At 65.6% G+C, this 25,687-nt stretch carries 34 protein-coding genes; 17 read left to right on the forward strand and 17 right to left on the reverse strand.

Features of this window, described 5'->3' with window-relative positions; genetic code table 11:
• Position 1 precedes the first annotated feature (1 nt).
• From ACXMDY_RS05670 to brxL, 3 genes are read left to right on the forward strand one after another with little or no spacing between them, the layout of a single operon-like run.
• On the forward strand, positions 2-775 hold the full coding sequence (locus tag ACXMDY_RS05670; protein ID WP_457767460.1) for a hypothetical protein: 774 nt from the start codon (positions 2-4) through the stop codon (positions 773-775).
• A complete protein-coding gene (pglZ, locus tag ACXMDY_RS05675; protein WP_457767461.1) occupies positions 775-3,120 on the forward strand; it encodes a BREX-1 system phosphatase PglZ type B in 2,346 nt (781 codons plus the stop codon). The genes ACXMDY_RS05670 and pglZ overlap by 1 nt, the downstream gene beginning before the upstream one ends.
• On the forward strand, positions 3,117-5,189 hold the full coding sequence (gene brxL / locus ACXMDY_RS05680; RefSeq protein WP_457767462.1) for a BREX system Lon protease-like protein BrxL: 2,073 nt from the start codon (positions 3,117-3,119) through the stop codon (positions 5,187-5,189). Before pglZ ends, brxL begins: the two co-directional genes overlap by 4 nt.
• A 189-nt stretch (positions 5,190-5,378) precedes the next feature.
• Here brxL and ACXMDY_RS05685 read toward each other — a convergent pair whose 3' ends face one another.
• The 8 genes from ACXMDY_RS05685 to ACXMDY_RS05720 form a co-directional block, all read right to left on the reverse strand.
• Positions 5,379-6,326 carry an ArdC family protein gene (locus ACXMDY_RS05685; RefSeq protein WP_457767463.1) on the reverse strand — a complete coding sequence of 316 codons (948 nt, stop codon included), beginning with the start codon at positions 6,324-6,326 and terminating at the stop codon, positions 5,379-5,381.
• 137 nt (positions 6,327-6,463) lie between these two features.
• Positions 6,464-6,712, reverse strand: coding sequence for a hypothetical protein (locus ACXMDY_RS05690; protein ID WP_457767464.1), 249 nt, complete (start codon positions 6,710-6,712; stop codon positions 6,464-6,466).
• 315 nt (positions 6,713-7,027) lie between these two features.
• Complete coding sequence (vapC, locus tag ACXMDY_RS05695; protein WP_457767465.1) at positions 7,028-7,429, reverse strand: type II toxin-antitoxin system tRNA(fMet)-specific endonuclease VapC; 402 nt, start codon at positions 7,427-7,429, stop codon at positions 7,028-7,030.
• Positions 7,426-7,659, reverse strand: a complete 234-nt coding sequence (locus ACXMDY_RS05700) for an antitoxin (RefSeq protein ID WP_457767466.1) — start codon at positions 7,657-7,659, stop codon at positions 7,426-7,428. The genes vapC and ACXMDY_RS05700 overlap by 4 nt, the downstream gene beginning before the upstream one ends.
• Positions 7,660-7,834: 175 nt before the next feature.
• Positions 7,835-8,131: a hypothetical protein gene (locus ACXMDY_RS05705; RefSeq protein WP_457767467.1), complete on the reverse strand. Its 297-nt coding sequence runs from the start codon at positions 8,129-8,131 to the stop codon at positions 7,835-7,837.
• 139 nt (positions 8,132-8,270) lie between these two features.
• Complete coding sequence (locus tag ACXMDY_RS05710; protein ID WP_457767468.1) at positions 8,271-8,825, reverse strand: sigma-70 family RNA polymerase sigma factor; 555 nt, start codon at positions 8,823-8,825, stop codon at positions 8,271-8,273.
• Positions 8,826-9,000: 175 nt separating this feature from the next.
• Positions 9,001-9,258, reverse strand: a complete 258-nt coding sequence (locus tag ACXMDY_RS05715) for a hypothetical protein (RefSeq protein WP_457767469.1) — start codon at positions 9,256-9,258, stop codon at positions 9,001-9,003.
• Positions 9,259-9,262: 4 nt separating this feature from the next.
• Positions 9,263-10,003: a L,D-transpeptidase gene (locus ACXMDY_RS05720; protein WP_457767470.1), complete on the reverse strand. Its 741-nt coding sequence runs from the start codon at positions 10,001-10,003 to the stop codon at positions 9,263-9,265.
• A gap of 186 nt (positions 10,004-10,189) precedes the next feature.
• Between ACXMDY_RS05720 and ACXMDY_RS05725 the strand changes: the two genes are divergently transcribed.
• Both ACXMDY_RS05725 and ACXMDY_RS05730 read left to right on the forward strand, forming a co-directional pair.
• The gene (locus tag ACXMDY_RS05725) at positions 10,190-10,417 is read left to right on the forward strand and encodes a ribbon-helix-helix protein, CopG family (protein WP_457767471.1); all 228 of its coding nucleotides are present in this window, start codon (positions 10,190-10,192) and stop codon (positions 10,415-10,417) included.
• Positions 10,414-10,758: a type II toxin-antitoxin system PemK/MazF family toxin gene (locus ACXMDY_RS05730; protein WP_457767472.1), complete on the forward strand. Its 345-nt coding sequence runs from the start codon at positions 10,414-10,416 to the stop codon at positions 10,756-10,758. Before ACXMDY_RS05725 ends, ACXMDY_RS05730 begins: the two co-directional genes overlap by 4 nt.
• A 29-nt stretch (positions 10,759-10,787) precedes the next feature.
• Here the strand turns inward: ACXMDY_RS05730 and vapB are convergent, their stop codons facing one another.
• Positions 10,788-11,024, reverse strand: a complete 237-nt coding sequence (gene vapB / locus ACXMDY_RS05735) for a type II toxin-antitoxin system VapB family antitoxin (RefSeq protein ID WP_457767473.1) — start codon at positions 11,022-11,024, stop codon at positions 10,788-10,790.
• A gap of 93 nt (positions 11,025-11,117) precedes the next feature.
• Positions 11,118-11,486 carry a hypothetical protein gene (locus ACXMDY_RS05740; RefSeq protein ID WP_457767474.1) on the reverse strand — a complete coding sequence of 123 codons (369 nt, stop codon included), beginning with the start codon at positions 11,484-11,486 and terminating at the stop codon, positions 11,118-11,120.
• Here ACXMDY_RS05740 and ACXMDY_RS05745 point away from each other — a divergent pair.
• The 7 genes from ACXMDY_RS05745 to ACXMDY_RS05775 are packed head-to-tail and all read left to right on the forward strand — an operon-like array spanning position 11,485 to position 16,020.
• Complete coding sequence (locus tag ACXMDY_RS05745; protein ID WP_457767475.1) at positions 11,485-12,384, forward strand: major capsid protein; 900 nt, start codon at positions 11,485-11,487, stop codon at positions 12,382-12,384. The two genes, ACXMDY_RS05740 and ACXMDY_RS05745, sit on opposite strands and share 2 nt — an antisense overlap.
• A gap of 40 nt (positions 12,385-12,424) precedes the next feature.
• The gene (locus ACXMDY_RS05750; protein WP_457767476.1) at positions 12,425-12,850 is read left to right on the forward strand and encodes a hypothetical protein; all 426 of its coding nucleotides are present in this window, start codon (positions 12,425-12,427) and stop codon (positions 12,848-12,850) included.
• Positions 12,851-12,854: 4 nt separating this feature from the next.
• Positions 12,855-13,778: a hypothetical protein gene (locus ACXMDY_RS05755; protein WP_457767477.1), complete on the forward strand. Its 924-nt coding sequence runs from the start codon at positions 12,855-12,857 to the stop codon at positions 13,776-13,778.
• Between the two features lie 15 nt (positions 13,779-13,793).
• Positions 13,794-14,576 (forward strand): hypothetical protein, encoded by a 783-nt coding sequence (locus ACXMDY_RS05760; RefSeq protein ID WP_457767478.1) that lies wholly within the window; start codon positions 13,794-13,796, stop codon positions 14,574-14,576.
• 57 nt (positions 14,577-14,633) lie between these two features.
• Positions 14,634-14,942, forward strand: coding sequence for a hypothetical protein (locus tag ACXMDY_RS05765; protein ID WP_457767479.1), 309 nt, complete (start codon positions 14,634-14,636; stop codon positions 14,940-14,942).
• On the forward strand, positions 14,942-15,763 hold the full coding sequence (locus ACXMDY_RS05770; protein WP_457767480.1) for a hypothetical protein: 822 nt from the start codon (positions 14,942-14,944) through the stop codon (positions 15,761-15,763). The genes ACXMDY_RS05765 and ACXMDY_RS05770 overlap by 1 nt, the downstream gene beginning before the upstream one ends.
• Before the next feature lie 2 nt (positions 15,764-15,765).
• Positions 15,766-16,020 (forward strand): hypothetical protein, encoded by a 255-nt coding sequence (locus ACXMDY_RS05775; RefSeq protein ID WP_457767481.1) that lies wholly within the window; start codon positions 15,766-15,768, stop codon positions 16,018-16,020.
• Positions 16,021-16,180: 160 nt separating this feature from the next.
• Here the strand turns inward: ACXMDY_RS05775 and ACXMDY_RS05780 are convergent, their stop codons facing one another.
• From ACXMDY_RS05780 to ACXMDY_RS05790, 3 genes are all read right to left on the reverse strand, one after another.
• A complete protein-coding gene (locus ACXMDY_RS05780; RefSeq protein ID WP_457767482.1) occupies positions 16,181-17,233 on the reverse strand; it encodes an Acg family FMN-binding oxidoreductase in 1,053 nt (350 codons plus the stop codon).
• A 196-nt stretch (positions 17,234-17,429) separates the two neighbouring features.
• Complete coding sequence (locus ACXMDY_RS05785; RefSeq protein WP_457767483.1) at positions 17,430-17,834, reverse strand: hypothetical protein; 405 nt, start codon at positions 17,832-17,834, stop codon at positions 17,430-17,432.
• A 59-nt stretch (positions 17,835-17,893) separates the two neighbouring features.
• Entirely contained in the window at positions 17,894-18,283 is a 390-nt protein-coding gene (locus ACXMDY_RS05790) for a hypothetical protein (protein ID WP_457767484.1), read from the reverse strand.
• A 279-nt stretch (positions 18,284-18,562) separates the two neighbouring features.
• Here ACXMDY_RS05790 and ACXMDY_RS05795 point away from each other — a divergent pair, with 279 nt between their 5' ends.
• The 5 genes from ACXMDY_RS05795 to ACXMDY_RS05815 all read left to right on the forward strand — a co-directional run bounded on the left by ACXMDY_RS05795 (position 18,563) and on the right by ACXMDY_RS05815 (position 23,251).
• The gene (locus ACXMDY_RS05795) at positions 18,563-19,825 is read left to right on the forward strand and encodes a hypothetical protein (RefSeq protein WP_457767485.1); all 1,263 of its coding nucleotides are present in this window, start codon (positions 18,563-18,565) and stop codon (positions 19,823-19,825) included.
• Positions 19,825-20,259, forward strand: a complete 435-nt coding sequence (locus tag ACXMDY_RS05800; RefSeq protein ID WP_457767486.1) for a hypothetical protein — start codon at positions 19,825-19,827, stop codon at positions 20,257-20,259. The genes ACXMDY_RS05795 and ACXMDY_RS05800 overlap by 1 nt, the downstream gene beginning before the upstream one ends.
• Entirely contained in the window at positions 20,259-21,128 is an 870-nt protein-coding gene (locus ACXMDY_RS05805) for a hypothetical protein (protein ID WP_457767487.1), read from the forward strand. The genes ACXMDY_RS05800 and ACXMDY_RS05805 overlap by 1 nt, the downstream gene beginning before the upstream one ends.
• Positions 21,129-21,132: 4 nt before the next feature.
• Positions 21,133-22,329: a hypothetical protein gene (locus ACXMDY_RS05810; RefSeq protein ID WP_457767488.1), complete on the forward strand. Its 1,197-nt coding sequence runs from the start codon at positions 21,133-21,135 to the stop codon at positions 22,327-22,329.
• Between the two features lie 775 nt (positions 22,330-23,104).
• Entirely contained in the window at positions 23,105-23,251 is a 147-nt protein-coding gene (locus tag ACXMDY_RS05815) for a hypothetical protein (RefSeq protein WP_457767489.1), read from the forward strand.
• A gap of 69 nt (positions 23,252-23,320) precedes the next feature.
• Here ACXMDY_RS05815 and ACXMDY_RS05820 read toward each other — a convergent pair whose 3' ends face one another.
• The 4 genes from ACXMDY_RS05820 to ACXMDY_RS05835 all read right to left on the reverse strand — a co-directional run bounded on the left by ACXMDY_RS05820 (position 23,321) and on the right by ACXMDY_RS05835 (position 25,621).
• Positions 23,321-24,106 (reverse strand): RAD52 family DNA repair protein, encoded by a 786-nt coding sequence (locus ACXMDY_RS05820; protein WP_457767490.1) that lies wholly within the window; start codon positions 24,104-24,106, stop codon positions 23,321-23,323.
• 64 nt (positions 24,107-24,170) lie between these two features.
• A complete protein-coding gene (locus ACXMDY_RS05825; RefSeq protein WP_457767491.1) occupies positions 24,171-24,389 on the reverse strand; it encodes a hypothetical protein in 219 nt (72 codons plus the stop codon).
• 81 nt (positions 24,390-24,470) lie between these two features.
• Entirely contained in the window at positions 24,471-25,103 is a 633-nt protein-coding gene (locus tag ACXMDY_RS05830; protein WP_457767492.1) for a siphovirus Gp157 family protein, read from the reverse strand.
• A gap of 50 nt (positions 25,104-25,153) precedes the next feature.
• Entirely contained in the window at positions 25,154-25,621 is a 468-nt protein-coding gene (locus ACXMDY_RS05835) for an SLOG family protein (RefSeq protein ID WP_457767493.1), read from the reverse strand.
• Positions 25,622-25,687 lie beyond the last annotated feature (66 nt).

Below are 25,687 nucleotides of genomic sequence, written 5' to 3' on the forward strand. Positions count from 1 at the left end.
CATGCGGATCCGCAGCCATCCCTTCCCCGACGCTGCGGCTTTGCCTTACTGGATGTGGGATGACGACCAGCCGCTCAAGGCTCATCCCGCTTACCGCAAAGCCAAAGCCGGTGAGCAGGAAGCCGCCATTGATCTGGTCTGGGATCTGACGATCGAGTTCCTTGCTGGCTTGCAAGCCAAGCTCCCGCTTGAGCTCACCTACGTGGCCCCCTATGCCCGAGAAGCCACCGGCGACAACGCCATCCCGCTGATGCTTGCCAGCGCCTGTGCCGAGATCCTTCACGGCGATGTCGAAACCGAAATCGTCCAGGCCTCCCGTGTTTTCCACACCGGTGCCAAGGCCATGGAGCGCCTGTTGCTGCGGCCCCAATTCGATGGACCGGTCACCCCTGGCACCGCCTACGTGCTCGTCGACGACGTCACCTGTCTGGGCGGCACCCTCGCCGAACTGGCCGACTACGTCCAGGCCGGTGGCGGCCAGGTGGCAGCTGTCATTACGCTGGTGAATGCCGGACGGCTCAAGCCCCTCAAGCCTGAACCTCTGGTAACCCGCCGTTTACGCGAGAGGTGCCCCGATGCCATCCAACACATCTTCGGCATCGACCCCGGTGCCCTCACAGCCAACGAAGCCTGTTACCTCAGTGGTTTCCGAACGGCTGACGAACTCCGAAATCGCGCAGCTAAGGCAGCAGAAGAGATCGATCTCCGCCTACGCGCAAAGGGTTTTCAACTTGAGGCTCAGCCAGCGCCCTTGAGCCAGGAGGGCATCAGCTGATGGCGCTGCCCCGCACCCTGCTTGAGGCCCTGATCCAGAAGCTGCGGGGTTGCAACGTCTGCAGTGATGCCGAGGTGGCGCCGGTTGCCATCCTCTGGACCGATCCCAAACGGGAGTGGCTGCCCCTGATCCCCCAGCTGCGCAGCGCCCTGCCCGAGCTGATCAGCCTTGGCACCTACGACGCCGAGCAGCTGCAAGGGCCCAGCCTCTGGCTGCGCTGCATCGTTGATCGCACCTTGGCGGAGCCACCCATCCCCGAGGGGCAGATCCCCATCCTTTATCTCCCCGGCGTGAGCCGCCAAGACCTTCGGGCCGGTGAGGGTTGCCCCTGGGCCTGGGAGCCGCTGATCGAGCTGATGTTCCTCGGCACCCTCTGGCTGCAGCGCAATGGCCGCGACTGGACCCTGCAGGCTTTCCTCGGCTCTCCTGATGCCTTGGGCCTTGATGTGGCCAGTGATCAGGACACAAAACTAGCGATGGCCAGGGCCCTCACCGAATTGGCGATGCAGCCGCTGGCCCAGCTTCGGGGTACACGCCTGGAGGCCAAGGATTTCGACGCCATGCTGGTCGACGATCCGATCCGCGACCTCCTGCGCTGGATGGTCGACCCTTCTGGCTTTCAGCAATCCCGCAACATCGATCAATGGAACGCTCTGGTGTCGGTGTGGAAGAAGGACTACAAGTTCGATCCGTCCAAAGACAGCGAACTCACCGCCGCTGAGCGTCTCGCCACTGGCAAGCCCGAGTGGGAGAAAGTCTGGAGACGTTTCGACGACCAACCCGCCGCCTACCCAGGCCTCGTTGATCTCCTGCGCCGCGCCGCTCCACCCACCAACCAAGTGGATCTGCTCGGAAGCAGCAGTGATCCCTCCACCTCCCGTTGGCCCCACCGCAACGACGCCATGGAGCAGGAGGTGCAAGAGGCCCTCAAGGCTTTGCCCAAACAGCCCCATGCCCAGGCCTGCAAGGCTGTGCGCGATCTAGAAGCCAGCCACGGTCAACGGCGGCAGTGGATCTGGGCCCAGTTGGGCCTCTCCCCCATGGCCGAACTGCTCGCCCCCCTCGGCCTCCTCGCCCAGCGGGCTGATCAGCCCTTGGTTGGCACTACCCCAGCAGACTTCATTGCGCCCTACACCGAATCCGGATGTGAGGCTGATCTGGCGGCTTGGCAGGCGGTAGCCCAGGCCAGGCCCGAGCATGAAGCCATGGTGCTGGCAGCTGTCGCAGCGCTGTTGGAGCCCTGGCTGGATGACACCGCCAAGCGTTTTCAGGCCGCTGTTCAGAGCCACGGGCTTCCCATCCCGGTCGATCAACCCGCCATCGCGGCCCCACCAGGTGGCTGCCTGCTGTTTGCCGATGGCCTCCGCTACGACGTGGCTCGCCAGTTGCAAAAACGGCTTGAGGAGATGGGCATCACAGGGGGACTCACCACCCGCTGGGCCGCTCTTCCCACGGTGACCGCCACCGCCAAGCCGGCGATCACTCCCCTGATTCATCTGATCCAGGGACAGGCTCTGCCAGAGGATTTCGCCCCCAGCTTCCGCAACGGCAAGGCCACCAGCGCTGCTGAGTTGCGCAAGGCCCTCGAGGCCGAGGGCTATGTGGTGCTGGCTGACGGCGCCTTGGATTTGCCCACCAGTGCCGCCGCCAAGGGCTGGCTGGAGATCGGCGATCTCGACCACCGCGGCCATCAGCTCCAGGATCAATTGCCCAGCGTCATCGGCCCGGAGATCGAACGCCTGGCCCTGCGCATCCAAGCGCTACTGGCGGCGGGCTGGAATTCAGTTCAGATCGTCACCGACCACGGCTGGCTGTACTGCCCCGGTGGTCTGCCCAGCGCCCAGCTGCCCAAGCACCTCACCGCCAGCAAATGGGCCCGCTGCGCGGTCATCAAAGGTGATTCGCAAGTGCCGGTGCCCACGGCCGCCTGGAGCTGGAATGCTTCGGCGCACTTCGCCACCCCAGCGGGCGCCGCCTGCTTCAACACCGGTTCCACCAACTCCTACGCCCACGGTGGCATCAGCCTCCAGGAGTGCCTCACACCTGTGTTGAACGTGTCCGGCGGATCCAGCGTTGTGGCGGCGGCCAGCATCAGTGCCATCACATGGAAGGGGATGCGTTGCTATGTGGAGGTAGCCGGGGGGGCTGAGGGCCTCAAGGCCGACCTGCGCCAGGGCAGCCCCGGCGGCACCTCCGTTGCCAATCCCAAGCCCATCGAAGACGGCAGTGCCCGCTTATTGGTAGAGGATGAGGAGCTTGAGGGTGTTGCGCTTGTGATGGTGCTCCTGGGCCACGAAGGCCGCCTGATTGCCCAGCGGCAGACCCGAGTCGGAGAAGACGCATGAGCAGCGCGCCTGCCATCACCAGCGAGATGGACCATCTCGATGAGCTGGGTGCCAAGGCCTTCGACGGCTACCTGGTCCGTAAAGACCTGGTGCGCAAATACTCCCGCCAATACCCGGTGCCCACCTACGTGGTGGAGTTCCTGCTCGGTCGCTACTGCGCCAGCACTGATCCAACTGAGATCGAGGAAGGTCTGCAGATCGTCGAGAAGCAGCTCCAGGGCCGCACGGTGCGCACCGGAGAGGAGGAGCTGTTCAAGGCCAGAGCCCGTGATCAGGGCAGCGTCAAGATCATCGACATCGTCAGGGCTCGCCTCGATACCCGCACCGACTCCTATATGGCCGAGGTACCCAGCCTCGCCATCAAGGACGCCCAGATCGATGACGACCTGGTGCGCTCCAACGAGCGCATGCTCACCGATGGCTTCTATTCCGAGGTCACCCTCGAGTACGACCCGGTGATCGCCCAGGAACGCAATGGCCGGCCTTTTCGCATTGCCGGACTGCGGCCGATTCAGATGTCCAACCCCAATGTGTTGGGGATCCTGGCCAAGGGCCGAGCTGCCTTCACCACAGGCGAGTGGCGCGACTTCTTAATCCGCTCGATTGGACTGGAGCCCAACGCTCTCGATGAGCGGGCCAAGATGGTGGTGCTGCTGCGCATGGCTCCCTTCGTGGAGCGCAACTTCAATCTGGTGGAACTGGGGCCAAGAGGTACTGGCAAGAGCCACCTGTTCCAGCAGATCTCCCCTTACTCGCACCTGATCTCGGGGGGTAAGGCCACTGTCGCCAAGATGTTCGTCAACAACGGCAACGGCCAGCGGGGTCTGGTGTGCCAGTACGACGTGGTCTGCTTCGACGAGGTGGCGGGGGTCTCCTTCGATCAGAAGGACGGCGTCAACATCCTCAAGGGCTACATGGCCTCCGGTGAGTTCAGCCGCGGCAAGGAGAGCATCCGCGCCGAGGGCGGGATCGTGATGGTCGGCAACTTCGATGTGGATGTGGAGCAGCAGCAGCGCATCGGCCATCTGCTTAGCCCGTTGCCCCGTGAGATGCGCGATGACACCGCCTTCCAGGATCGGATCCACGCCTATGCCCCCGGCTGGGATTTCCCGAAACTCAACCCCAACGAGCACCTCACCAACCACTTCGGCCTGGTGAGCGATTTCCTCAGCGAGTGCTGGAGCAGGCTGCGCGAGAGCGGCCGGGTGTCGGCGCTGCAGAACCGGGTGCACCTTGGTGGAGCCCTCAGTGGTCGCGACATCGAGGGCGTCAACAAAACGGCGAGCGCCCTGATCAAGCTGCTGTTCCCTGATCCCCAAATGGAGATCCCCGATGAGGATCTCGAGTGGATCGTGCGTGTGGCACTCGAATCACGCCGCCGCGTGAAGGAGCAGCAGAAGCGCTGCCTCAAGAGCGAGTTCCGCAACACCCACTTCAGTTACACCCTCGGCCTGGAGGGGGTGGAGAAGTTCGTGGCCACGCCCGAGCTCCACAGCGATGACGCCATCGACGGCGACCCTCTACCACCTGGCCAGGTGTGGGCGATCAGTCCAGGCACTGGGGAGACAGGGCCGAGCCTCTACCGAATCGAAGTGGCCGTCGGACCTGGGAGCGGGGTGAAGATCCTCAATCAGCCCGTCCCGCCCCCGTTCCGCGAAAGCACCAAGGTGGGCGAGCAAAACCTCTACTCCCGCGCAAAATCCCTCGTAGGGGACCGTGACCCACGTGGCCACGAATACTCGGTTCAGCTGCGGGCCATGGACAACGACCGTTCAGGGGCTGGGCTGGGCCTGCCCATCCTTGTGGCCCTGGTGGGCGGCCTGCTGGAGCGCAACACCCGGGGGAGCACGATCATCGTGGGCTCCCTGAACCTCGGCGGTTCGATTGAGATGATCCCAAACGCGGTCTCGATTGCAGAGCTGGCAGTCGAGAAGCAGGCCCGAGTGCTTTTGATGCCGGTGTCGGCTCGCAGAGCCCTGAATGATCTCCCCGATGATCTCTGGACCAAGATCTCGATCGAGTTCTACAAGGATCCGGAGGATGCGGTGTTTAAGAGCTTGGATGAGTAGAGACTGGGGAATGACGTGCAGCGCTGATTCAGCTCAGCATGTACACATCATCGGTGCTCTGATTGAGATAGAGATCACTAGGCGGCCCGCTCGGCACCGTGGTGGGAGCAGCGCTGTTGGTGAACTAGCCGCTGCCACCGAGATCAGCCCCAGCGGAGACTGAATGGCCGGGCGAGGGCCACGGGGCATTCAGCTGGCCTGGCCCTGGCCCTGTGGCTCCTGCTCCCCAAGCGCCTCTGGGCAGATCAGATCCGCCGCCTGCCTTGCCTCACTGAGCACCTGAAACAGCACCTTCGGGGACTCCTTGAGCAGCTCGATCCAGTGGCCGAGATAGGCGGCATGGCTCTCGATCTCGCTGCCGATCTCCAACCGATCACCCAGCAGCACCGCCCCCAGCTCAGCAACCAGCTCCTCACGGGCATAGCGCCCCTTCCCGAAGACACCGCCGAGATCCCGCTTCAGGCGCGATTCGTGGCCAGTGGAGTGGATGGCTTCATGGGCCCAGGTGGCACAGAACGCCGCTGGTGAGTGGAAGCTGGCTCGATCAGGCAGCTGGATCCGATCAATCGCAGGCAGGTAGCAGGCGCGATCACCCCCAAAGCTGACCGGCACCGGCCAGGCACCCAGCACGGCTTCCGCAGCCTCCAGCCGCTCGGGCTCCGGCTTGGGCTCCACGCCTTCCGCTGCCTTGCGGGCTTCGATCAGTGAGGGAAGTGCTTCACCCTCGAGATCGGCGGCATTGAAGACCGCCACCGGCCGGTAGGTGGCCCAGCTGTGCAGGGTGACTTCACCGCCCTCGCCTTGCTCCTCGCAGCTGTGGAGCTGGGGCCGCAGGATGTGAACCGCCTTGCTGCCCTTGCGGGGGAAGATGCCGAGCTTTTTGGCTTCGGCAAAGCCGCACCAGAACAGCAGGCTGGATCCGCGCATGTGCAGGCCGAGGGTGAGCAGGATCGGATTGGCGCCGCGGTAGCGATGACCCGAGATCAAGTTGACGTGGTGGCCACCGCCGCTGCCATCCCAGGGCCGGCGCCAGGGGGCTGAACCGGCCTCCAGCAGCTCGATCAAGGAGGCGACGATCCTTTCCTCGGCCGTGGGGCCAGTGAAGCTTTTGCGTGAGCGGGACTTGGACGCGGCCATGAATGGCAAAGCGCGGGACGCCCGAGTGGTGCCCCGCGCAGGCAAGGGCGGCGACGGCGCCTGTCGCCGAGCCGCTTGCGTCAGCCCTTGCCCGTGGGGCGACCATGAGGAAGCCCGCGCGCCTTACCCCCCAGCGCTCAGGTGATCCGCAGCAGATTGCCGCTGCTCCAGCCACCGGTGCGCCGCACCCGTGACGGGCGGGAGAGCGTGCTCTTGGTCATCTGCCGATCGAAGCTGCCCCGCGAGGGGGCCATAGCGACAGAGAAGGCAACCCCCGGTGCTCCGACGACCTGCTGGGGCCAGACGCCGGTGCGTGGCTTGGCGTGAACCCGGGCGACCTGAGCCGGGGCCTTCATCGACCTGGCGCTGATCATGGTGGCGGGCATGGCTTTGCTCCTTGTGTTCAGGCTCCATTGCCAGGCCACGGCCGCCGCTGGCAAGGGGTGTTGACGTCTTGTGGCTGCGCTGATGCCTCCTGCTACTCGTGGCTCTGCCAGCCGTGGCTCTGCCAACCGTGAACCGCCGCCACAGGTCCCACCTGGCCCCTGGCGTGTGACGGCCAGGATCAGTGGCGGCCTGGTGCAGATCAGCAACAACCACGAGTCGCGGGTGATCCGCAAAGCGGAAGTGGAGGCCTACCTGCGGAGCGGCAAGGCCTGGTGATTCGAATCCTGTGGAGTTCAAAGCGCCTGTGCGGCGCCTTACGCCGTTGGTGCCCAGTTATCAACTTGCAGACCGGGCACTTGGGCAAACTCACGGGTGTTGTTGGTGATCAGAGTGGCCTGCAGGCTCAGGGCATGGGCCGCGATCATCGTGTCGAGTGAACCAATCGGTGTACCCCTGCGTTCCAGCTCCGCACGCAGGTCGCCGTAGGCCCAGGCGGCGCGCTCGTCAAAGGGCAGGATCGTTAGTGGGGCCAGAAACATCTCCAGAGCCTGACGGTTGCGCGCCGAACTACTCTTTGCCACACCAAAGGCCAGCTCGGCAGCTACCACACTGCAGAGGCCAATCTCTCCAAGTCGGTAATTCTTGAACCGCTCCAGCACAGCGGCTGGTTTGGCATTGATGATGTAAATACAGATGTTGGTATCGAGCAAGATCATGGGCTGATCGCTTCTCGGATCTGCTCTTCGGGTTGCTCGCGTGTGATCACAAACCCCGGCTCAAAGGCTGCCAGCCCCGCCTCCAGGGTTTGCCAGGGGTCATCGATGGGCAGCAGCAGCACGCCGTTGCCGAAATGCTTCACCACCACCTCGTTGCCGCGGAAGCGGTAGTCCTTCGGGAGCCGTACCGCCTGGCTGCGGCCCGATTGGAACAGACGTGCGGTGTCCATCGGATGCCCCGGATCTGGTGATGACCCATGGTAGCTACCAACGCTGGAACTCGACTTGCGGCGACCAGGTCAGCTGGGCAGGCCCCACTCACGATCCATGCCCTTTTCGCTGCGTTAGCGGGCCAGCGGCAACACCTGTTGACGCTGAGGGCCGCCTCAAGCGGCCCCATCAGGTTCAGCCCTGGGCCACGAGCTCTGCGGCCATGGAGGCCTGCACTCGCTCGACCTCGCCCTCATTGGCGACCTCCAGCGCTGCATCGATTTCTTGGATGCGAGCCAGGAACTGCTCCAACGCGGGGATCAGCTCCTCCTCCAGCAGGGTGATCTCCTCCTCGCCATAGGGGTGATCGATCCAGAGGCGGCGGATCGGCTTGCCCCGGTGGCAGCGCAGAAGCCTGCTGAGCCCCTGATGGCAGGAGTGGACAAGGGCAACGGGATCCTCGCGGCAGAGGGCATCGAGCCAGAAGGACATGGAACCTGGCGCCCGGTGGCGCAGCGATGGGACGCCAGCAGCACCGCCGGATCTGGCAAGGGCGGCGAGGAACGAGCCGCTTGCGCAGCCCTTGCCCCGGCGGATGATGCGCGATCCCACCGCCAGCCCCATTGGGGCCTCAGGCCAGCACGGCCCTGAGGGCGGCCAGGCCCTTCTGCCGGCGCCGCTGCACCGACATGGCGCTGATGCCAAGCTTTGCGCCGATCTGGCGGAGGCTCTGGCCCTCCAGCACCGACAGCCGGATGATTGCGGCCTGGCCAGCCGGGAGCCGATCCAGCAAGGCCTCGATGCCCTCGCCGCAGGGCTGGCCCGGCTGCTCAGGCGCCTCCAGCTGATCGATCCAGTGATCACCGCTAGGCATGGGCGCATGCAGGCTCTGGTGCGCCCAGGGATGGATGCCCTTCTCGTGCTGACGCCGCGGGACGCGGACCAGGCGGCCGTGATCACGGAGGTGATGGAGCAGGGCGCCTTTGATGCAGCGCCTGAGATAGCCGGCGGCAGAGGCTGGCTCGCTGACCTGCCGGCAGGAGAGCCAGAGCTGCATCCGGGCCACCTGGCGGGCATCCTCCAGCTCGATCACCCGGCTGCCGGCAGCGATGCCGCGGGCGATGGAATCGGCGAGGGGCAGGAACTGCTGAAAGAGGGCATCGGCCTGGGATTGGGTGTGGGCCATGACCTGATCGCGAAGGACGCGCGACCCAAGGCCTCGACGCAGGAAGAGGCCAAGCTGAGCAAGGCCAAGCAGCAGGCCAGCCCACCAAGCCCCACCGATCTCTCCCGGCACCCCAGACCCTGCCGCCATCGCTGGCTGAACGTCTCCAGCCGATCGAGTGATGCCTTGGTGGGGCCTAAGGCCCTGGCGGCCTGTTGCTGTCGCTCAAGGCCTTGCCGCCGAGCAACGCCAGCAGGGTGTTGAGGGCGACGCCGAAGGCGGTGTGGACGGCGTTATCAAAGCGAGCACACAACCCTCCCTGGGGCACTAGTTGCTGAGCGCTGCGCCAGGCGCAGACACCTGCGCCAAAGGCGTAGAGCGAGACCTCAGCGATCAACACCACAGCGACCAGGCGCAGCAGGAAGCGCTCGCGGTTGAACGGCCGCTCCTCCACCGGCTCAGGGCTCCTGGAAGACGCCGACATAGACCGTGCCCTTCTTGTAGAGGGGCAAGACCTTGTCGCGCAGGTCGACGTTGTGGAGGCGGATGCAGCCAAGCGTCGGCAGCAGTGGCTGGTTGGCGGCCCAGGCACCGGGCCAGCCGCAACCGGAGCCGCCGCCATGGAGCATGATCCCGGCCCGGCCGACCGTCACCTCCTGGTTCTCCAGCTCGACCAGATCGAAGCTGTACCAGCCGTAGGACATGGCCGTGTCCGTGCAGGGCGGGTTGGGATCTAGCTCGTAGTCGGGATAGAGCTGGCCGAGCTTGTAGAGCCCCGGCGGTGTGTCGGTGCTGGTGTGTTTCCAGTCGTTGTCGGCACCCTGGCCCCTCGCCAGACACGGCACCTTCCACAAGAACTTGCCGGTGTGATCAAACGCTTCCAGGTCCTCGTCGCGGTCGTTGACCAGCAGATACGAGTCGCCCGGCTTGACCGGTGCGGCGATCTTGGGACCCACCAGGCCGGCTTCTTCTGAACCGCGTGGATCAAGGCCACCGGTGGGAGCTGGGGGAGCCGGTGGAGTCGGTGGCTTCTCGCTGAACTTGAGCGCCCATTGGGCCTGCTCATCGAGGATGTCGCCGCTGCCTTCCAGCTCGGCGATCGAGTCATACAGCCCCCAGATGCCTGAAACCTGCTGGGGTTCCCCCTTGAAGGCCTCCCAGCGGTCCTGGAATCGCTCCGGGGTCATCGGCGTGGCCATGGCGGCAAGAGGGTCTTGGGTTCAACCCATTGCCAGCACCGCCAGCGGTACGTTCTGACCTACGCGTATGGCGCTCTGCTCTGCTGCGATGGCCAGCCTTTTTCGGGCAGAGGCCCGCATGCTCGCCGCCGCAAGAGCAGCCATCCCACCTACGCTGTAGAACGAACCGTTCAACAGCAGGGGATCATGGCGATCGGGGTGCGGGTGGAGCCGGAACTCGAGCGGCAGCTCGATCAGCTGGCCCGGCAGCTCGGCAAGAGCCGCAGCGCCTGCGTGCGAGACGCCATTGCCCAGTACCTGATGCGCCACGGCGATCGCGAGGAAGCCCGCCGGCAGTCAGAGCGGCTGGCCGAACGGGAACCTCAACAGCACTGGAGCGAACAGATGCCCGACTGGAGCGACTGGACCGCGTGAGCCTGCCTGAGCTCCGCCGCGGCACCGTTGTGACCGTGGCCAGTCCGGGGGTGTACTCCGGCAAACCCAGACCAGCAGTGGTGGTTCAGGCCGATCGCTGGTTGCAGGCCCATCCCAGCGTCACCCTCTGCCCGCTCACCAGCACCCTGGTGGAGGCGCCCCTCGTCCGGCTTCCCGTTCAGCCAACGGCACGCAACGGCCTGCAAAAGCCATCCCAGCTGATGGTCGACAAGCTGTTCAGCGTGCCGATCAGCTCCCTCGGCAAGGTGGTGGGGCAACTGGAGCCCCAGCTGTTGATCGAGCTGGATCTGGCCCTACGGGGTTGGCTGGAACTCCCCTGAGATGGCCGTCACTTGAGGCCATCAACGAATCAGCAGGATTCGCGTTCGCCTTGTTCCTGGGAAGCCCGCTCCGCCAGAAAGTCTCCTGTCACTGTCGGACCACCCAGGAAGAAGCTGTCCCAGCTGCGGCCGAGCGGCGCGATGATCCGCTCCTGGCCGCAGGCCCGGACCTCCACCTCCTGGACGGAGTCGGGAAACCGCAGATGGGCCGGGAGGCGTACGGCCTGGCTGAGGTTGCTCATGAACAACTTGGTGACAGACCGCATCGAACCGGCTGGATCTCCAGCGAGTCTGTCTCTGGGTGGCTTGTCCCGCCATCGGCATGGGAAAGCCCGGCCGCAGCCGGGCGGGAGCTGCGCTCAATAGGGCAGCTGCTCCAGCTCCATCCAGGCCGGGAAGCTGGCGGGCGTGAGCAGCTGGCGTTCAAACAGGATCTGCTCAGCCAGCTCGGCCAGCCGATCGCAGGGGATGGTGGCGAGACGGCAGCAGTAGCTGAGGCGCTCCAGTGAATCGGAGCTGTGGCGCTCCAGAGCAGAGCGGCGGAAGGCGGAAGCCATGGGGAGCTGGAGAAGGACCCCAAAGCCGGGCGGGGTGGGGTCAAGGGCGGCATCGCCGCTTGCGTCAGCCCTTGAGGCCACCCCGCACCATGACGGGGCCTGACCAGCCACCAACCCTTTCAGTCGCTGGTAATAGCTGGAGACGTTGCTGGGTACACCCGGAGCAAGCATGGGCCTCTCCCTGATCGAGGCTGCCAAACACGAGACGCGGGTGGAGCGCCTGGCCGTGATCAAGACCTTCACCGAGGGTCAACTGATCAGCCGCCTGCCCTTCCGCAACCTGCTTGGTGGTGCTCTCAAGTTCGCCGTCGAGAAGAAAATGCCCCGCGTCGGCTTCCGTGCCGTCAACGAGGGCTACCGGCGTGACTACGGCGCCGTCGAGAACGACACCGAGTTCGTTCACCTCTTCGGGGGGGACCTTGATGTGGACCGCTCGATCGTTGACCTCAACGGCCCTGAGGCCAGGGCCAGCCAGACCGAGCAGAAGGTGCGCTCGATGCGGCTCACCCTCGAGGCGGCTGTGATCAACGGCGATGCCGCCTTCGATCCGCGGGCGTTCAACGGCCTCAGCAAGCGGCTCACCCCCGGCGGCCCCCAGACCGTCGACAACACCTCCGGCAGTGTCAAGCTCACCCGGCTGGAGGCCCTGGTGGACTCCGTCAATGCCTACGGCAGCGAGAAGGTGCTGCTCACCAGCAAGGCAGGACGGCGCCAGATCAGCTCCGCCTGCCGCGCTGCTGGTGGTGATCTCTATCAGGTGATGGACGGCCGCCACTGGTTCGAAGACACCGAGATCCTCTGCCTGGAGGAGGACGCCAACGGCAATGACGTGCTCGGTTTCGGCGAGGCGGGCGGCACCACCTCGATCTACTGCTGCGCCTTTGGCGATGAGCAGATGACCGGCCTGCAGGGACCGTTCGAGGGTCGCTACGGGATCTCGGTGCGGGACTTCGGCGAAGTGCAGGACGCCCCGGTGTTCCGCACCCGCGTCGATTGGTACGTGGGCTTTGCCGTCTGCGATCAGAAGGCGATCGGGCGGCTGTTCAACATCGGCCCCGCCCTGACCTGAGGGCCACACCCCCTGATCTCTTTTTTCTGAGGACATGACCATGACCGCTTCTGGCAACAAGCTCATCGATGCCGTCACCACGCTGGTGGGCTGGATCAACTACAGCGCCACCGACCCGTTCGAGCGCACCCGGGTGAGCGCCGAGATCGTGCGCCTGAGCGTTCCGCTCGACACCGTCGAGCACTTCACCCTGCTGTTCTCCCACCCCGGCGCCGCCGCCGCCGTGACAGCGCTGCTGGAGGTGGCGCCGTTGCTCAAGGACGGCACCACCGGCACCTGGCTGACGGCCGCCACCGTGGCGATCCCCGCCGCCGGCGGGCAGATCGAGGCGACGATCAGCGGCGGCTCGCTGGTGCCTGCTGCCGGTGATCTGGCCAACGTGGTGGACCCGTGCTTCTTCTTTGCGCGGGCAACCCTGACGCCATCGACGCCCGCTGGCGCCCACGTCAGCCTCACCCACGCCTGAGCCGATGAGCAACTCTGAAAGCTCACTGGTACGGCCGACGCAGCCCGGCACTCCCTGGGCACCGCCTCAACCGCTGACGCAGGGCTCGGATCCGACGGTACCGACCGCACCGGAGCTCAACCCCGTCCCGGAGGGACCTTCCGACCGCATTCGCCCCGTTGATCCGACCATCCCGATGGCCCTCACCAATGCCGATTCCCTGCTGAGCGTGGCGGCCCCGGAAGGGATGGTGCGGATCACTTTTGGCGATCAAAGCCGCTTCTGCTTCCCCTGCCACATGGATGGCTGGCAGGCCCTCGGCTGGACGGCGCACCCTCCAGGCCTTGCCGGTGGTGATGGGGAGGACGGTGGTGGATCGCCGCCGGACCCACCGGATCCGCCTGCGGCGCTGCCAACAATCACCGCGATCAAGGGCGGACCGTATGTGGTCAAGGGCGAGGTCGTGGAGGCTTACGTGGTGGGCACTGGCTTCTCTGCTGATGGTGACCTCGAGGTCCGGGGTGAGAGCCAGGCAGAGGCGGGTGAGTACAGCTTCTTGGGCGCCACGGAGTTGAGCTTCCAGCTGGATTGCAGCCTGATCACTGAACCCACCCGGCTGCCAGTTGTGGTGGTGAACGGGTCGGGCAAGAGCGAGCCGTACAACCTGGCAGTGGTGGCTGCCTCAGCTGTTGATGCCTCGGTTGTGGCCCTTGCGGCGACTGCTGAGGACCTGCCCGATTACGCCGCGATGACCAAGGCGCAGATCATCACCGAGGTGGAACGCCGCTATGGCGTGGCGCTGGATCCGGGCATGACCAAGGCGGAGCTGGTGGCCGAGGCTGAACGGCTGGTCTCCAAGGGTTCACCGACGGTGTCCCCGATCGCTGGGCTCGATGGACCGCCGGCGAGTGATGAGGAGCCTGCCCTGCCGCTGGATCTGCTGCCCTGATCCAGCAGCATCGCCATGCCTTACCCGCTGCCTACCGGCTTCGATGACACCAATGGGCGGGTGCGGATCCTGCCGCCGGTGGGTTGCCCGGGCAGCGAGGAATGGGTGCTGCTCCATGAGGCGCCGCGCTGGCTGGAGCTGAGCTTCCGGCTGGGGCCGGTGCCGGCCCTGCCGCTGGAGTTGTTCTGGATGCCGGCGCCGAGCCGCTGGAATGATCCGCTCGGTTCAGCGCCGATCGAGCTGGCGGTGAACCCTCTGGGGCTGCCGGCCCAGGACTTCCAGGTGGACTGGGGCGATGGCACAAGCGAAACCGTGCCCTGGACGCCCTACCGGCCCGATGTGCCCAAGGTGCGGCACGTCTACGGGCAGCGGCTGGACCTGACCGTGACGGTGACGATGGGGGTGAACATCGCCGCGTTGCCGGTGGCGCTGCTGGGCTGCCCCCTGCCGCCGAATCTGGTGCCATCGAATCCGATTGGCACCGGTGGCGTGGGCACCCTGGCCGGTGTGGAGCCGCTGGTGCCGAGCGACGGCCTCGACGGGCTCGCCTACAACGGCAGCCGCGCCGAGGTGTGGCGACTGCGCCTGCACCCCCAGGGCGGGCTTGCGCTGCTGCCCTCGCCGGTGGACGGCAAGCCGTCGCTGGTGGTGATGAACGGCTCCGGCGCCGCCAGCCGCGGTACGCGCTGGTATGCGGGCGATGGCCCACCACCGAGCGAGGGGCTGGTGCCGACACCGGCACCGGGTGATCTCTACCTCAACCGGACGAACGGCCAGGTGTTCGAACTGATCGTGTGAGGCCGGGGCCGGGCCAGCGCCGGTGGTAATAGCTGGGGTAAAACGCTGGGGGAGTGGATGACGTCTTGGGGCGCCCTCGGGCTGTCGCTGCGGGGGCCGGAAGGACCAGCGGGAGCTGCTGGAGTCGCGGGCGCCCAGGGACCAGCCGGCTCCCAGGGCCTGCAGGGTGTGCCAGGCACCACCGGCAGCCAGGGTCCAGTCGGCCCCGCCGGGCCGAGCCTGTGGGGTGGCATCACGGGCAGCTTGAGCAGCCAGAGCGACCTGCAGGCGGCGCTCAACCTCAAGCTCAACGCCTCCAGGTTGACGGTGGGACCAACGGCACCGGCCAGTCCACAGGTCAACGACCTCTGGGTGGACACCAACTGATGGCGATCACCACCCGTGACCAGCTGATTGCGGCCTTGGCGAACTCTCGCCATGTGCTCTTTGACAAGTCCTCGATCGCCAACGCCGTGGCCGGCCGCTTCTACTCCCTGTGGCGAGCGAACGGCCAACCGGTCCAAGGAGCGATTCCGACTGCGGCAGCTTTCTGCGACAGGAACCTGCAGGGTGCTCTGGGCATGGAGAACCCGATCACGCCGCTGCTCAATTACCTCGCCTGGGTGGATGTCGCCACGGGAAATGCCACCAGCACCTTGGAGATCCATGACCGCCTCTGCCATCAGGGCGGCCTCTCCGGAACCATCGCAGCACCGACAGCCCAGATCACCAACCTGCCGCTGACGCTTGCCGCGGTGCCTGCGGAGCGAATCGGTGCACCGGATCACAGTCAGTTGCAGTGGTGGCTGGAGTGGTACGCCGACACCGGCTCCACGGGGGTGAGCGCGACCGTGAATGTGACCTACAGCGATTACACCAGCGGCAACGTGACAGTGCCGCTCGCGGCCACCAGCCGCGCCTCAGGCCTCTATCAGATCCTGCCCTTTGCCGCCGGCAAGACGGGCATCAAGGCGGTCAACAGCGTCACCCTCAGTGCCACCACTGGCACCGCCGGCAACTTCGGCGTGACCTGCACCCGCTACCGCGCCGGCCTGTTCACGGTGGTGGCCAACAAGGCGGAGGTGTTCGACTGGGCCGCCCTTGCCCTGCCGGAGATCGCCAACGACTCCTGCCTGGCCCTGCTCCAGCTCTGCACCACAACCACCACCGGGATCTCCAAAGGTGTCGTCCGTTTTGCGGCCGGCTGAGCATGAACCGCAGCAGCCGTGATCGCGCCCTGCCATGCAGCGGTGGTTCGGACCGTTGGGACCGGGGCCCGGCCGGAGAGATCATCACCACCGAGTTCTTCTGGCTCCAGGAGCTGCCGCCGCCGCTCGGCAACGGAGAGTTCGCCGTCTGGATGGGCAACGGCTGGACCACGAGGCCCTGCAGGGTCTGGACTGGCACCAGCTGGGTGCAAAAGCCGATCCGCTTCTGGAGCGGTGCTGCCTGGCTACTGGCCTGAGAGGGCGTGCTCGCATCATTGGCACTCCTATGCAATGTCAAGGAGGAAGACGAGTCAGAGGATTTTGAGCAGCGCCGCGCCGCTTGCAGCAGATAGACCGTCACCAAGTCCAAAGCCCCCTCTGCGGCGACGTTGGACAGCGAGTTAGGGGGGCATGGGTTCAAACCATCACCGCCTCGAGGGGCCTGCGGGCCGAGAAGGGCAGTGCCGCGCCGCGCCCAAAGCGCATCACGATGTCCGGGCGCCGCCCAGGCAGGCCAACCAACGCCGAGAGATCAGCGCGCAGCCCCGGCACCTCGACCGGCTGGTTGAGAAAAGCGCATTTCAGGCCCAGCGCGGTCGCCTGAAGGGCAAACCGCTGGCAGGCCCGCCCCACCTGCACCCAATGCGCAGGTTCCGCCTCGGCCCCGACGAACACCGCGATCCCTGCGGACGAGGCGATCTGGCGTGAATATCTCTCCCTCTCGGCCTTCACAGTGAAGACCCGATCGAACAGCCAGGGCCCCATCCACTCCGGCAGGGCCGGGTTGCCGCTGGCGGCGCTGAACAGCCCGTCTCCCGAACGCAGGGCAGCATTTGGGCTGAAGCGCAGCCAGTGCTTCAGCTCAGCGATGAATGCCGGATCACCGATCTGCGCGGTGTTGCCAGCAATGATCAGATCGCGGAGCTGATCCATCGGCGGCCGCTCGGTGATCAGCACCAGATCGACCCCCGGAACCGCTGCCGCCGCTCTCAGCAGGCGCAGGTCTGGGGCGCCGACGGTCGAACCGTCGTAGTCGGCCCGCGTCGATTGGCGGCGTGGGATCGCATCGAACAGGGCCTGCTCGCCGCCGTTGCCCGTCCCGAAGCGGACCAGCACCGTCCCGCCGCCGGCCGGATCGAACTCGATTTCACCGGCCCGGCCCGCAGCAGCAGCCGCCAGGGCCAGATTCTCGGCGGCACAGCCCAGTGACACGAACACATGGTGATCGTCGGGATCAACCACTGGGGTGCGTCGGCCGAAATCGGGAAGGATCGCGATCCCGTTCTTGCCCGGGCGGAACAGCCAGGGCTGGGTGTTGTGACCGTTCGGGGCCAGGCTCGCGTAACGGATCAGATCGCGGGTCTCCGGTGCCGTGGTCGGGATCCGGCGCAGCTCGGCAACCGCAGCCTTGTATTCGGCCATCGACCCCATGCCGTTCTTGTTCGCCCAGGCCGCACTGCCCACAGCCACTGCGGCAGTTCCGGCCCCCAACAGCAGATTCCTTCTCGTCACCATCGCCGCACGCCCTTGCTGAGGATCGGCGGCACCTTGCGGTGCGGCAGGCCTGAACTTTCAAGCTACTGCCCGTTTCTCGGCTCGACTCACACCAGACGAAACGAAGATTTCAAAAGGGGTTTGTCAGGCAGCAATTTTGCCCCGCGCTGAATCACTCAGTTGGTGTTGAGGCTGGGCCGTAGGCCTTCAAGGTGATGGTAAGAGCGACGAGAAAAAGGCAACCCTCCAAAACCATGAAGGCTATGGAACTCGCGCCCTGGATTGCCTGCTGATACTGACTTGCTGCGAACATTCGGACGAGGCCGAGGAGAAGCAAGAACCAACCTGCAAGAGTGATCAGCACAGTCCAGTTCTTTTCCCACACATTGTGCGCTCGCACGAGTGCCAGGCCTGCGACGAACATGATGATGCCCGAGAGATAGATGACCGGTGGAATTTGATCGTCATAAAGGTGAGGCTGAATCAACGGGAACTCAGAGAGGAGTATCACGCCGATGGCAGGGCCAAGGAGTCCGCCAAGTTGCCTGGAATTCGCCACAGAGGCCTCCGGAGTCAAGGTTGTTTGATCTGATCATCTGTCTAAAGCTGAGCTGTGCAAGTCCGTCGCAGGCTGGGTTAACCAGCGTTCTGCAGGCGGAAGAAAAGCCACGGTGCGAGTGTGATCCAGAGGAGGAAGAGAATCCAGACGCGGCCGGCGAAGAGGTTGTACTGGTCGAGAACTTGCGCCAAAGGGCGATGCTGTAGCACCAAGCCCATGAAGAACTCGAAGGCCACCGTGAGACCAAGCCAGATGAGCCCAATGAGAAGGGCCTGGTGGCCCGATGATGGGGGCCAGATGTACACAATCAACCAGATGAAAAGCCCCATGAACATCGAGCCGATGAGGGTCGAGAGCTGATGAGCGCGAAGCTCTGACATGACCTTCCCGAAGCTCAACTGCCGGAGAGCACCGTTGGCGACGGCGATGACCAGCATTGGAATCCAGGCGATTACGTATTTGGTCAAGGGAAGAATCTGATGTGGGTTGTCATCCAGAGGCCAGCGATCCTTTCTTGCTGGCGGTTCAAGGCTTCTCGCCAGCCGCTGCTGGTTGAGGGTTCAGCCACTGCTTTGCTGCGTCATCCATGGGTTTCGCCTGCCCTGCTTGTCAGTACGGCAAGCCGATCACGGGGGTGTGTTGCGCCGTGATGGCGACTGCCCGCCAATCTCCACGCGGTTGCCCCGGACCATAAACCGCCCGTCAAAGCACGTGGCAATAGATCGTGAGAACGGCCTGCTGAGTCGATGACCTCCTGGGCGAACACCGGCTCGATCCGTGGACCGCAGGGGGTGCCAGGACCCACAGGACCTGGTGGCAGCACTGGCGCCACGGGGCCGCAGGGCAACAGTGGACCGCAGGGCTCGCCGGGCCCCGCAGGCAGCCAGGGACCGGCGGGAGCCACCGGCCAAGCAGGCAGCACGGGAGCCGCAGGACCCCAAGGCCCTGCCGGCCCCCAGGGCAGCGCCGGCACCGGCATCAACCTCAAGGGCAGCGTGGCCACCTTCTCGGCGTTGCCCACAAGCAACCGTCAGCAGGGCGACGCCTACATCGTTCAGGACGAGAACGACACCCTCTACAGCTGGAATGCTTCCGGTAATGCCTGGGTGAACGCCGGGCCAATCTCAGGCCCCGCTGGTCCGGCTGGACCGACCGGCGGTATTGGACCGGCTGGCCCGACCGGGCCGAGCGGAGCGGCCGGCAGCACCGGCGCCGCTGGGCCGCAGGGGATTCAAGGCCCGATCGGTGCCACTGGCGGCACAGGCCCTGCCGGCAGCCGTGGCACGGGCTGGTACGCAGGCAGCGGGCCGCCGCCGGCCACCATCCCCGGCCAGATCGAGGGCGATCTCTACCTCGATCAGAGCAACGGCGACGTCTACAAGCTCAACGTCGCCGCCAGTGGCACCCCGGTGGCCAGCCTGCCGGCGATCGGTGCCGCCTACGAGGGCGGCTACTACGGCGGGCTGATCTCCCAGAGCATGAATGGCGTGGCCACCCACGCCCTGATCATTGCTCCCAAGGCCACCGGCCAGAGCAGCCGAGCTTGCAAGACCACGGGCACGGCAACGACGGGGGCATCGAGCACCTTCGATGGCTGGGCGAACAGCAACGCCGCCAACGATGCGGCCCACCCGGCGACGCAATGGGCGCGGGGGCTCACCATCGCCTCCTTCTCTGATTGGTACATCCCGGCGCTGTTCGAGTTGGAGATCCTCTACCGGCGCTTCAAGCCGGACGGGAGCGAGGGCAATGCAACCAGTCATGGCGCCAACCCCTATGCGGTGCCGGCCAGTGCCAACTACACCTTCTCGTCTCCGGCTCAGACCGCCTTCCCGCTGTTTGCGATCGGCGGTGCCCAGGAGTTCCTGGCGGGGGGGATGGGCACCTCCACCCAGGACTCAGCAACCACCCACCAGGTGCAGGACTGGTTCTATGGCAACTGGGAGCCGCTGGGCAAGACGTTTCCCCAGACCGTGCGGGCGATCCGCAAGATCCAGGTGATCCCCTGATGCAAGTTGCTCCCCGCTGGGTGCCCCGCATCGACACACCCCGGCGGGCCCTTGAGCAGCAGGACAGCGGGCCACTGAGTGGTCCGTCGGTGTTGGATCTGAGCTTTGCGTCCCTTGGTGTGGACGGACTGTTTCTCGAGGTGAGCTGCTCGGTGGCGGCCTGGGTGAGCTTCTACGACTCCCCAGCAGCGCGGACGGCCGATGCAGCCCGGCCGATCGAGGAGGACCCACCGCTCTCGGCCGGTGTGCTGCTCGATCTGCGCTATTCCGCAGAAACGCCGACCCTCAAACTCGCGCCGGGCTGCAGTTACAGCAATGGCGAAAGTCCCCTGCAGCAACGTCTCTGGGCGCGCATCCGCACCGAGGCCACTGGTGCCCACACGGCCACCGTGGCGGTGCTGGCGCTGGTGCTCAACGATTCGGTGGGCGGTTGATGGCAGCGACGATCACCGATCTCAGCCGCCGCGGAGACCAGGGCTTTGCCCTGCCGGGCCTGTTTGGTGAGGCCCATGCCCTGCTGATGGCCTGGCTCACGGCCGCGAACGGCCAGAACCCGACCCAGCTGCTGAGCCTGCTCAATGGCCCTGCCGGTGCGCCGGGCTTCTGCGGCTGGACGATCAAGGCACGGCTCGCGGAGCTCAGTGGTGGCCAGCCGGCGGAGCTGATGGCCCAGTGGGTGGCAAATCTGAACACTGGCGCTGTGACCACCCACGCCAGCCTGGCAGCAGGCTTCTCGCCGGGCTCCGCCCTCGGCGGCCACGGCAGCCTCACCGGCGGGGTGGGCACCACCAACTCCCTGATCACCTTGGGATCACAGCCTCTACCCCTGGGGGCGGTGGTGGCCTCATGCATGGCGGCAGGGCAGGAGTTCTTCTGCTTTGCCTTCTCCCAGCACTCCTTCTCCAACCGCCAGGCAGTGGCGTTGCTGATTGCCAAGGATGTGGTTTCCGGCCAGTGGCACATCTCGCTCACCGACATGGCCGGTGTGATTGCCACGGTGGCCTGGAACCTGGCGCGGCCCCAGGTGCTGCTTGCCACCGCTTTCCGCGCTGACTTCTTCTCATCGGCGGCACCGCTGATGCTGGTGCGCCCGGCCCAGTGGCTGCCGATCACACCGACGGTTTTCTACCAGCAGCCACTGCCGCCGGTGCAGTGGTGGGACCCGGTGGCATTGCCGGTGGACCTGGCGATCTACAACCGCACCTTCACGAGCCTGGGATACATCAAGCCGGCCGATGGCAGCGAGTGGCTGCAGCTCGGCCCCTCACGGCTGGTGGTGCGCCTCAAGGACCCGGTGAGCTGACGCGATGACCATCACCTGCTCCGCCCTGCAATGGCCGCTCTGGAACTGGACCAGCAAGCTGCCAGGCGCTCCGGGCATGAAGCTGGCGGAGGCCTTCAGCGCCTTTTCAGCTGAGGTGAATGCCACGCCGGCCAATGCTGCTCTGCAGCTGCAGGTCGTCAAGGATCACAGCGCCGCAACGGGCGCCACGAACTACGGCTACGTCTGGCGGCTGGGCCATCCGCAGACGCCGGTGCTGCTCAGCTTCTACAACAACTCCAAGGTCCAGGGCTACAACTCCAGCAGCAGCTCCGCCCGCCTGCAGCTGGGCCTCGAGAGCGCCTACACCAACGACAGCAGCAACAGCGGCTACGGCAGCTTCTCGGCGACCTTGTTCAGCGTCAATGCCGGCTTGTCGCATTACGCCTCCGATGGCACACCCACCTGGGACCTGGCCGGTTTTCTGCTGATTCAGGCTGATACAACGCCAGGCCGTGAGTTCTTCTGCTACACGATCGCGCCGATCGGAACTGACATCAACACGCAGAATCACACCCTGCTGCTATTTCGCTCAGCGGCGGTGAGCGGCTGGAGTGTTGTTCTCAATCGCTCCAACTCCTACACCGGCATGTTCTATTCACTGAACAACTACACCTGGAGCAACAACGCTTTGGTGGCGGCCTCGATCATTCCACTGCCACCCACGGGCAGCGAGCAGCAGCTGATCCAAGGCTGCGGGCTGTATGCGAACACCAGCAGCGGTGTGTTCGCGCCGGGGATCATCCAGCCCCGCATCGCACTGCCGGACTGCTTCTGGTTCGGAAGCAACCAGCACTCGGACCCGCGCCGTCTGGGCCGGGTGAGCAACCCAGGCGGAGCCGGCACCTTTTACCAGCTGGCGGCGGCCTACAGCGGCGCCACCGATCTCTGGTACCTGAACCCAGCGGGTACGCAGCCGCTCTCTGGCTGGGACACGGTCGGTTCCTTGCCCTGGAGCACGATCCCGGATCGGCTGAGCTTCTGCCCGCTGCTCACCCCAGGCCCCGTCGCGATGGGACCAGCCACCGGCCCGGACTTCTTGATCGACTGGTCCACAGCCGCGCTCGGCGCCGCGGGCGTGCGGCAGCACCCCTTCTATGCCAAGCAGCTCCAGGGGAGTGGCAGTGGTGGTGGCAGCGGCCGGCCGAGCACCGGAGTGCTCTGGCCGAGAGGAACGCCATGAGCTTCCGCTTGTGCTGGCACGACTCTGACTCGATCGGAAAGCACTCGCATGACAGCCGTGTCGGCAGAAGCAGGCCCGAGGCGTTGCCACTTTCTTGGCCGTCACACGGCCCTTATTGCGAACGATGAGAACCGTTGCGCTGCAGCGCTTCTTGTGGCAAGCGCTGGAATGAGGTTGTGGCGGTTCTCGGGATGCCCAGCCGGGACGGCTCTCGCAACCAGATCACATAGGGGCGATCCTACGGCTGACCACCAAATCTGGCAATCGCCGAAGGCCTTTACACCATCCCTGGTGTCTTCTGGCCGTCTGTGCCCGAAAGCCGGTGCTAGACCTTGAACTCCGCATGGGGCGGCCCTTCTACGCAAGAAGGGCCCAGGGAATCTGACCTCCCTGAGCCTCCCCTTGCGGGCTACTCCACTGGTATTGGAGCCATTTCATGGTGAACCATTCCGGGCAGCCTCCGGGGCCCGACCCGCACAACTCAACAACCGCCCACCCATACCGTGGGACTGGGCCTGCTTCCCTCAACTGCTCCCACCGGGTCACATCAATGGAGATGTCCCCGGCGAGGACGGCAGTCGATCGCGAGTGAGGGGAGGGCTGATTGATGACGACGGATCAACCGACGCGAGCCCTGTTCCACAAGGTGGTAACGACAGAAGAAGGGCCCTCTGGCACTTCCTACACCGTTGCTTACTTCGAAGATGCAGATGGCGCCAAGCTCCTGGCATTTGCCACCTCCGAGCGCTTCGGGGACCTGGATCTTCTCCCGTTGATGACAGGCCAAGAGCTCGCTCTGGCGTCTGGGAGCCCTTGCCTGGAAGTGCTGCCGCTTCAGCTTCAGAGCGAGGAAGTTCAGCAACACGTTGCCGAGCAACGGACCCTGCTCTCGCTGCAGCGGTTGATGGTGACCGGTCACTGACCCGCTTGACACAGGTGGGTGCAATCAAGATCCCCCCCACCTGGAGCGCAGCCGCTTCTGCTCCTGGAATCACGCCGGCACAGCTGCGTGCTGCACCAGGAAGGCCTCGATCCAGTCGTGATGGCGCTTCTGCAGGATCCGATCGGCGATGGAAGTTGCCTCCTCCGGGACCTGAAACCGCTTGCGGAATGACTTGGTGAAACCCTCCAGCACCGGCCTGGGCAGGCCGCGCAGGGTGGCCAGGATCTGGCTGATCGTGGCCGGATCGAGGGGCGACAGGCTGGGGTCGCCTGTGGCTTCTGCTGCGGCGTTCTGTGCCGCGGGGGAGGGGCGGCGGTGGATCGACCTGGTGCCGTTGCTCGCAGGAACTGGACGGGCGCTGTCCTCATCCGATTGGGTGACCTCCCGCTGCTGCTTGTCATAAAGCGCCAGCCCAAACGGGTTCCCGAAGGTCATCAGGGCACGCTTCATAGCATCGGTTTCGGCCTCCTTGATGGCGGATTCATGGGCCTGGCCCAGGTCCACGTCAATGCCGTGCCCGGCGCCGGTTCCCTCGCGGATCAGAGGGGCGGTGCCCACATGGCTTACGGTGATGCGAACCCGGGCTGTGTAGGTGACGCCCCAGCCAGGGCGGTTGTCCCGGCCGATGCTGCGCTCGCTCTGGTTGACGCAGCGGACTGAGGTTGTTTCTCGCATCCAACCGTCAAAGCCAAAGATGCGGTTGGCTTCCGCGATCACCTGCCACCCCTCCAGGTAGCTGACGGTGCTCCGGCCCTGCTCCCGCTGACGCACCTTGGCGCGATCGAGGGGTGCAGTGAGGGCGGCGATCTGCTCGGCAGAGAAAGTGCTGACCATGACGATGAGTAAGGAATGAACTGGCGTGAGGACTTGGACTGGCTGGCGGTGGCTGGTTTGGGAATCAGCTGCTGTTGTCTTCTGAATTGGTGATGGGCTCGATCAGCACCCAGCAGGGCGGCTCGCTGCAGTGAATGTGATCGGGCGAGGGCCTGCGGCCTGGTTTGCGGGTGATGGGCACCACCCAGCTGGCCAGGCGGGTGGACCAGATATGGCCTTTGGGCCGTGGCGTGGTCGCTTTGGCGCCAGAGGTGAGGCTGTTGCTGTAAGGGGTGAGCTCCATAGCTTCTGAGGAGGTGGGAAGGAATGGGTGTGGGTCCGCCTATGCAGCGGACCTGTATCGAGGGGGCCTCTGGCCCCCCGCTCAGTGGATGCGCCAGCTACGGCGCGACACCAGCTGGACGCCGGCGATCTGGTGGCCGGCCTTGATTGCTTCCTTGATGGCGGCCTTATCCGGTTGGCTGGTGGTCTTCGTCACCAGCCACTCCTGTGCCAGGGCCAGCTCGTCGTCGATCTCGACGGCCTGGGATTTACGGCTGCTCAGCTCGTGGTTGGGGAAGGAGAAGCGGGTGGCCCCCGGCTGCAGCCGGGTGAGCACCAGAACCAGGGAGTCCTCAAGGGCATCGGCCCGGCCGACATCGGAGCGGGAGAGCTCCGTGAGGCGCTTGGCCTGCTGCTGGCGGTAGGCCGCCTGGCCGCGCAGATGCTCGATCACCCAGCAGGTGGCATCGGCCTTGGCCGCGAGGGCCTGCTTGTTGCCTTCCTCGGCCAGCAGGGCGGCCTCCAACTCCGCCAGGGCCTGCTGGCGCTGCTCGGGCTCATCGGCCTCCAGCTGCTCGGCCAGCTGGCCGATGGCGGTGGTGAGCTCCTGGGCCTCGATGCCCAGCTGCCAGAGGGAACCGGAGCGGCGGATGGAGGTGGCGGGACCGGCGGCTTCTGGAGCAGCCACCGCTGGGGCAATGCCAGGAGCGACGGCGATGGGGGTGAGAACAGGCATGACAGTGAAAAGGGGATGGGGAACGAAGGCGCCAACAGGCGCGGAAGGCTTCAGGGGCAAGAGGCAGAAGCGGGCTTGGCCCAGAGACCGGCGGATGGGTTGACCTCGACCACGGCGATCGGCACCGGGGCGCGGGAGGCCATGCGGCGGGCCTGCTGCACCAGCGAGGCCGTGCCGGACCCACCGGGGAAGGCCACCACCAGCACGGAGGTGGAGACACCAGGGGAGGTGTGGGTCACGGCCCGGGCCACAGCCAGCTCGAGCAGATCCCGATTACGGATCGGCCCAGCGGCCCGGCCATGGCGCCGCCACTCGGCGGGCATGACCAGCGCCGACCAGCCCAGCTGATGGGCGGCGCGGGCGATTGCGGCATCGGCCCCACGTGCTCCGCCGTGAAGCAGCAGATGGACCAGCCGGCCCCCGCTGCGGGCCAGCAGCTCAGCAGCCACCCGCTGATGGGGCCAGGCCAGATCCCGGCCGCCGCCGGCCGCGATCACAAGAGACCGGCAGGGGGCCACCTTGGGCCCAGATGAAGTACAAACAGCCATGGAATCAGTTGCCGTAGGTGACAACTGATCGGGGCA

Source organism: Cyanobium sp. ULC082, assembly GCF_977927535.1.

What these genes read in the sequence shown, in the direction of transcription:
- ACXMDY_RS05670 (WP_457767460.1), top strand. Translation starts at nt 2, where the DNA reads ATGCGGATCCGCAGCCATCCCTTCCCCGACGCTGCGGCTTTGCCTTAC.
- pglZ (WP_457767461.1), top strand. Translation starts at nt 775, where the DNA reads ATGGCGCTGCCCCGCACCCTGCTTGAGGCCCTGATCCAGAAGCTGCGG.
- brxL (WP_457767462.1), top strand. Translation starts at nt 3,117, where the DNA reads ATGAGCAGCGCGCCTGCCATCACCAGCGAGATGGACCATCTCGATGAG.
- ACXMDY_RS05685 (WP_457767463.1), bottom strand. Translation starts at nt 6,326, where the DNA reads ATGGCCGCGTCCAAGTCCCGCTCACGCAAAAGCTTCACTGGCCCCACG.
- ACXMDY_RS05690 (WP_457767464.1), bottom strand. Translation starts at nt 6,712, where the DNA reads ATGCCCGCCACCATGATCAGCGCCAGGTCGATGAAGGCCCCGGCTCAG.
- vapC (WP_457767465.1), bottom strand. Translation starts at nt 7,429, where the DNA reads ATGATCTTGCTCGATACCAACATCTGTATTTACATCATCAATGCCAAA.
- ACXMDY_RS05700 (WP_457767466.1), bottom strand. Translation starts at nt 7,659, where the DNA reads ATGGACACCGCACGTCTGTTCCAATCGGGCCGCAGCCAGGCGGTACGG.
- ACXMDY_RS05705 (WP_457767467.1), bottom strand. Translation starts at nt 8,131, where the DNA reads ATGTCCTTCTGGCTCGATGCCCTCTGCCGCGAGGATCCCGTTGCCCTT.
- ACXMDY_RS05710 (WP_457767468.1), bottom strand. Translation starts at nt 8,825, where the DNA reads ATGGCCCACACCCAATCCCAGGCCGATGCCCTCTTTCAGCAGTTCCTG.
- ACXMDY_RS05720 (WP_457767470.1), bottom strand. Translation starts at nt 10,003, where the DNA reads ATGGCCACGCCGATGACCCCGGAGCGATTCCAGGACCGCTGGGAGGCC.
- ACXMDY_RS05725 (WP_457767471.1), top strand. Translation starts at nt 10,190, where the DNA reads ATGGCGATCGGGGTGCGGGTGGAGCCGGAACTCGAGCGGCAGCTCGAT.
- vapB (WP_457767473.1), bottom strand. Translation starts at nt 11,024, where the DNA reads ATGCGGTCTGTCACCAAGTTGTTCATGAGCAACCTCAGCCAGGCCGTA.
- ACXMDY_RS05745 (WP_457767475.1), top strand. Translation starts at nt 11,485, where the DNA reads ATGGGCCTCTCCCTGATCGAGGCTGCCAAACACGAGACGCGGGTGGAG.
- ACXMDY_RS05740 (WP_457767474.1), bottom strand. Translation starts at nt 11,486, where the DNA reads ATGCTTGCTCCGGGTGTACCCAGCAACGTCTCCAGCTATTACCAGCGA.
- ACXMDY_RS05750 (WP_457767476.1), top strand. Translation starts at nt 12,425, where the DNA reads ATGACCGCTTCTGGCAACAAGCTCATCGATGCCGTCACCACGCTGGTG.
- ACXMDY_RS05755 (WP_457767477.1), top strand. Translation starts at nt 12,855, where the DNA reads ATGAGCAACTCTGAAAGCTCACTGGTACGGCCGACGCAGCCCGGCACT.
- ACXMDY_RS05760 (WP_457767478.1), top strand. Translation starts at nt 13,794, where the DNA reads ATGCCTTACCCGCTGCCTACCGGCTTCGATGACACCAATGGGCGGGTG.
- ACXMDY_RS05765 (WP_457767479.1), top strand. Translation starts at nt 14,634, where the DNA reads ATGACGTCTTGGGGCGCCCTCGGGCTGTCGCTGCGGGGGCCGGAAGGA.
- ACXMDY_RS05770 (WP_457767480.1), top strand. Translation starts at nt 14,942, where the DNA reads ATGGCGATCACCACCCGTGACCAGCTGATTGCGGCCTTGGCGAACTCT.
- ACXMDY_RS05775 (WP_457767481.1), top strand. Translation starts at nt 15,766, where the DNA reads ATGAACCGCAGCAGCCGTGATCGCGCCCTGCCATGCAGCGGTGGTTCG.
- ACXMDY_RS05795 (WP_457767485.1), top strand. Translation starts at nt 18,563, where the DNA reads ATGACCTCCTGGGCGAACACCGGCTCGATCCGTGGACCGCAGGGGGTG.
- ACXMDY_RS05800 (WP_457767486.1), top strand. Translation starts at nt 19,825, where the DNA reads ATGCAAGTTGCTCCCCGCTGGGTGCCCCGCATCGACACACCCCGGCGG.
- ACXMDY_RS05805 (WP_457767487.1), top strand. Translation starts at nt 20,259, where the DNA reads ATGGCAGCGACGATCACCGATCTCAGCCGCCGCGGAGACCAGGGCTTT.
- ACXMDY_RS05810 (WP_457767488.1), top strand. Translation starts at nt 21,133, where the DNA reads ATGACCATCACCTGCTCCGCCCTGCAATGGCCGCTCTGGAACTGGACC.
- ACXMDY_RS05815 (WP_457767489.1), top strand. Translation starts at nt 23,105, where the DNA reads ATGACAGGCCAAGAGCTCGCTCTGGCGTCTGGGAGCCCTTGCCTGGAA.
- ACXMDY_RS05820 (WP_457767490.1), bottom strand. Translation starts at nt 24,106, where the DNA reads ATGGTCAGCACTTTCTCTGCCGAGCAGATCGCCGCCCTCACTGCACCC.
- ACXMDY_RS05825 (WP_457767491.1), bottom strand. Translation starts at nt 24,389, where the DNA reads ATGGAGCTCACCCCTTACAGCAACAGCCTCACCTCTGGCGCCAAAGCG.
- ACXMDY_RS05830 (WP_457767492.1), bottom strand. Translation starts at nt 25,103, where the DNA reads ATGCCTGTTCTCACCCCCATCGCCGTCGCTCCTGGCATTGCCCCAGCG.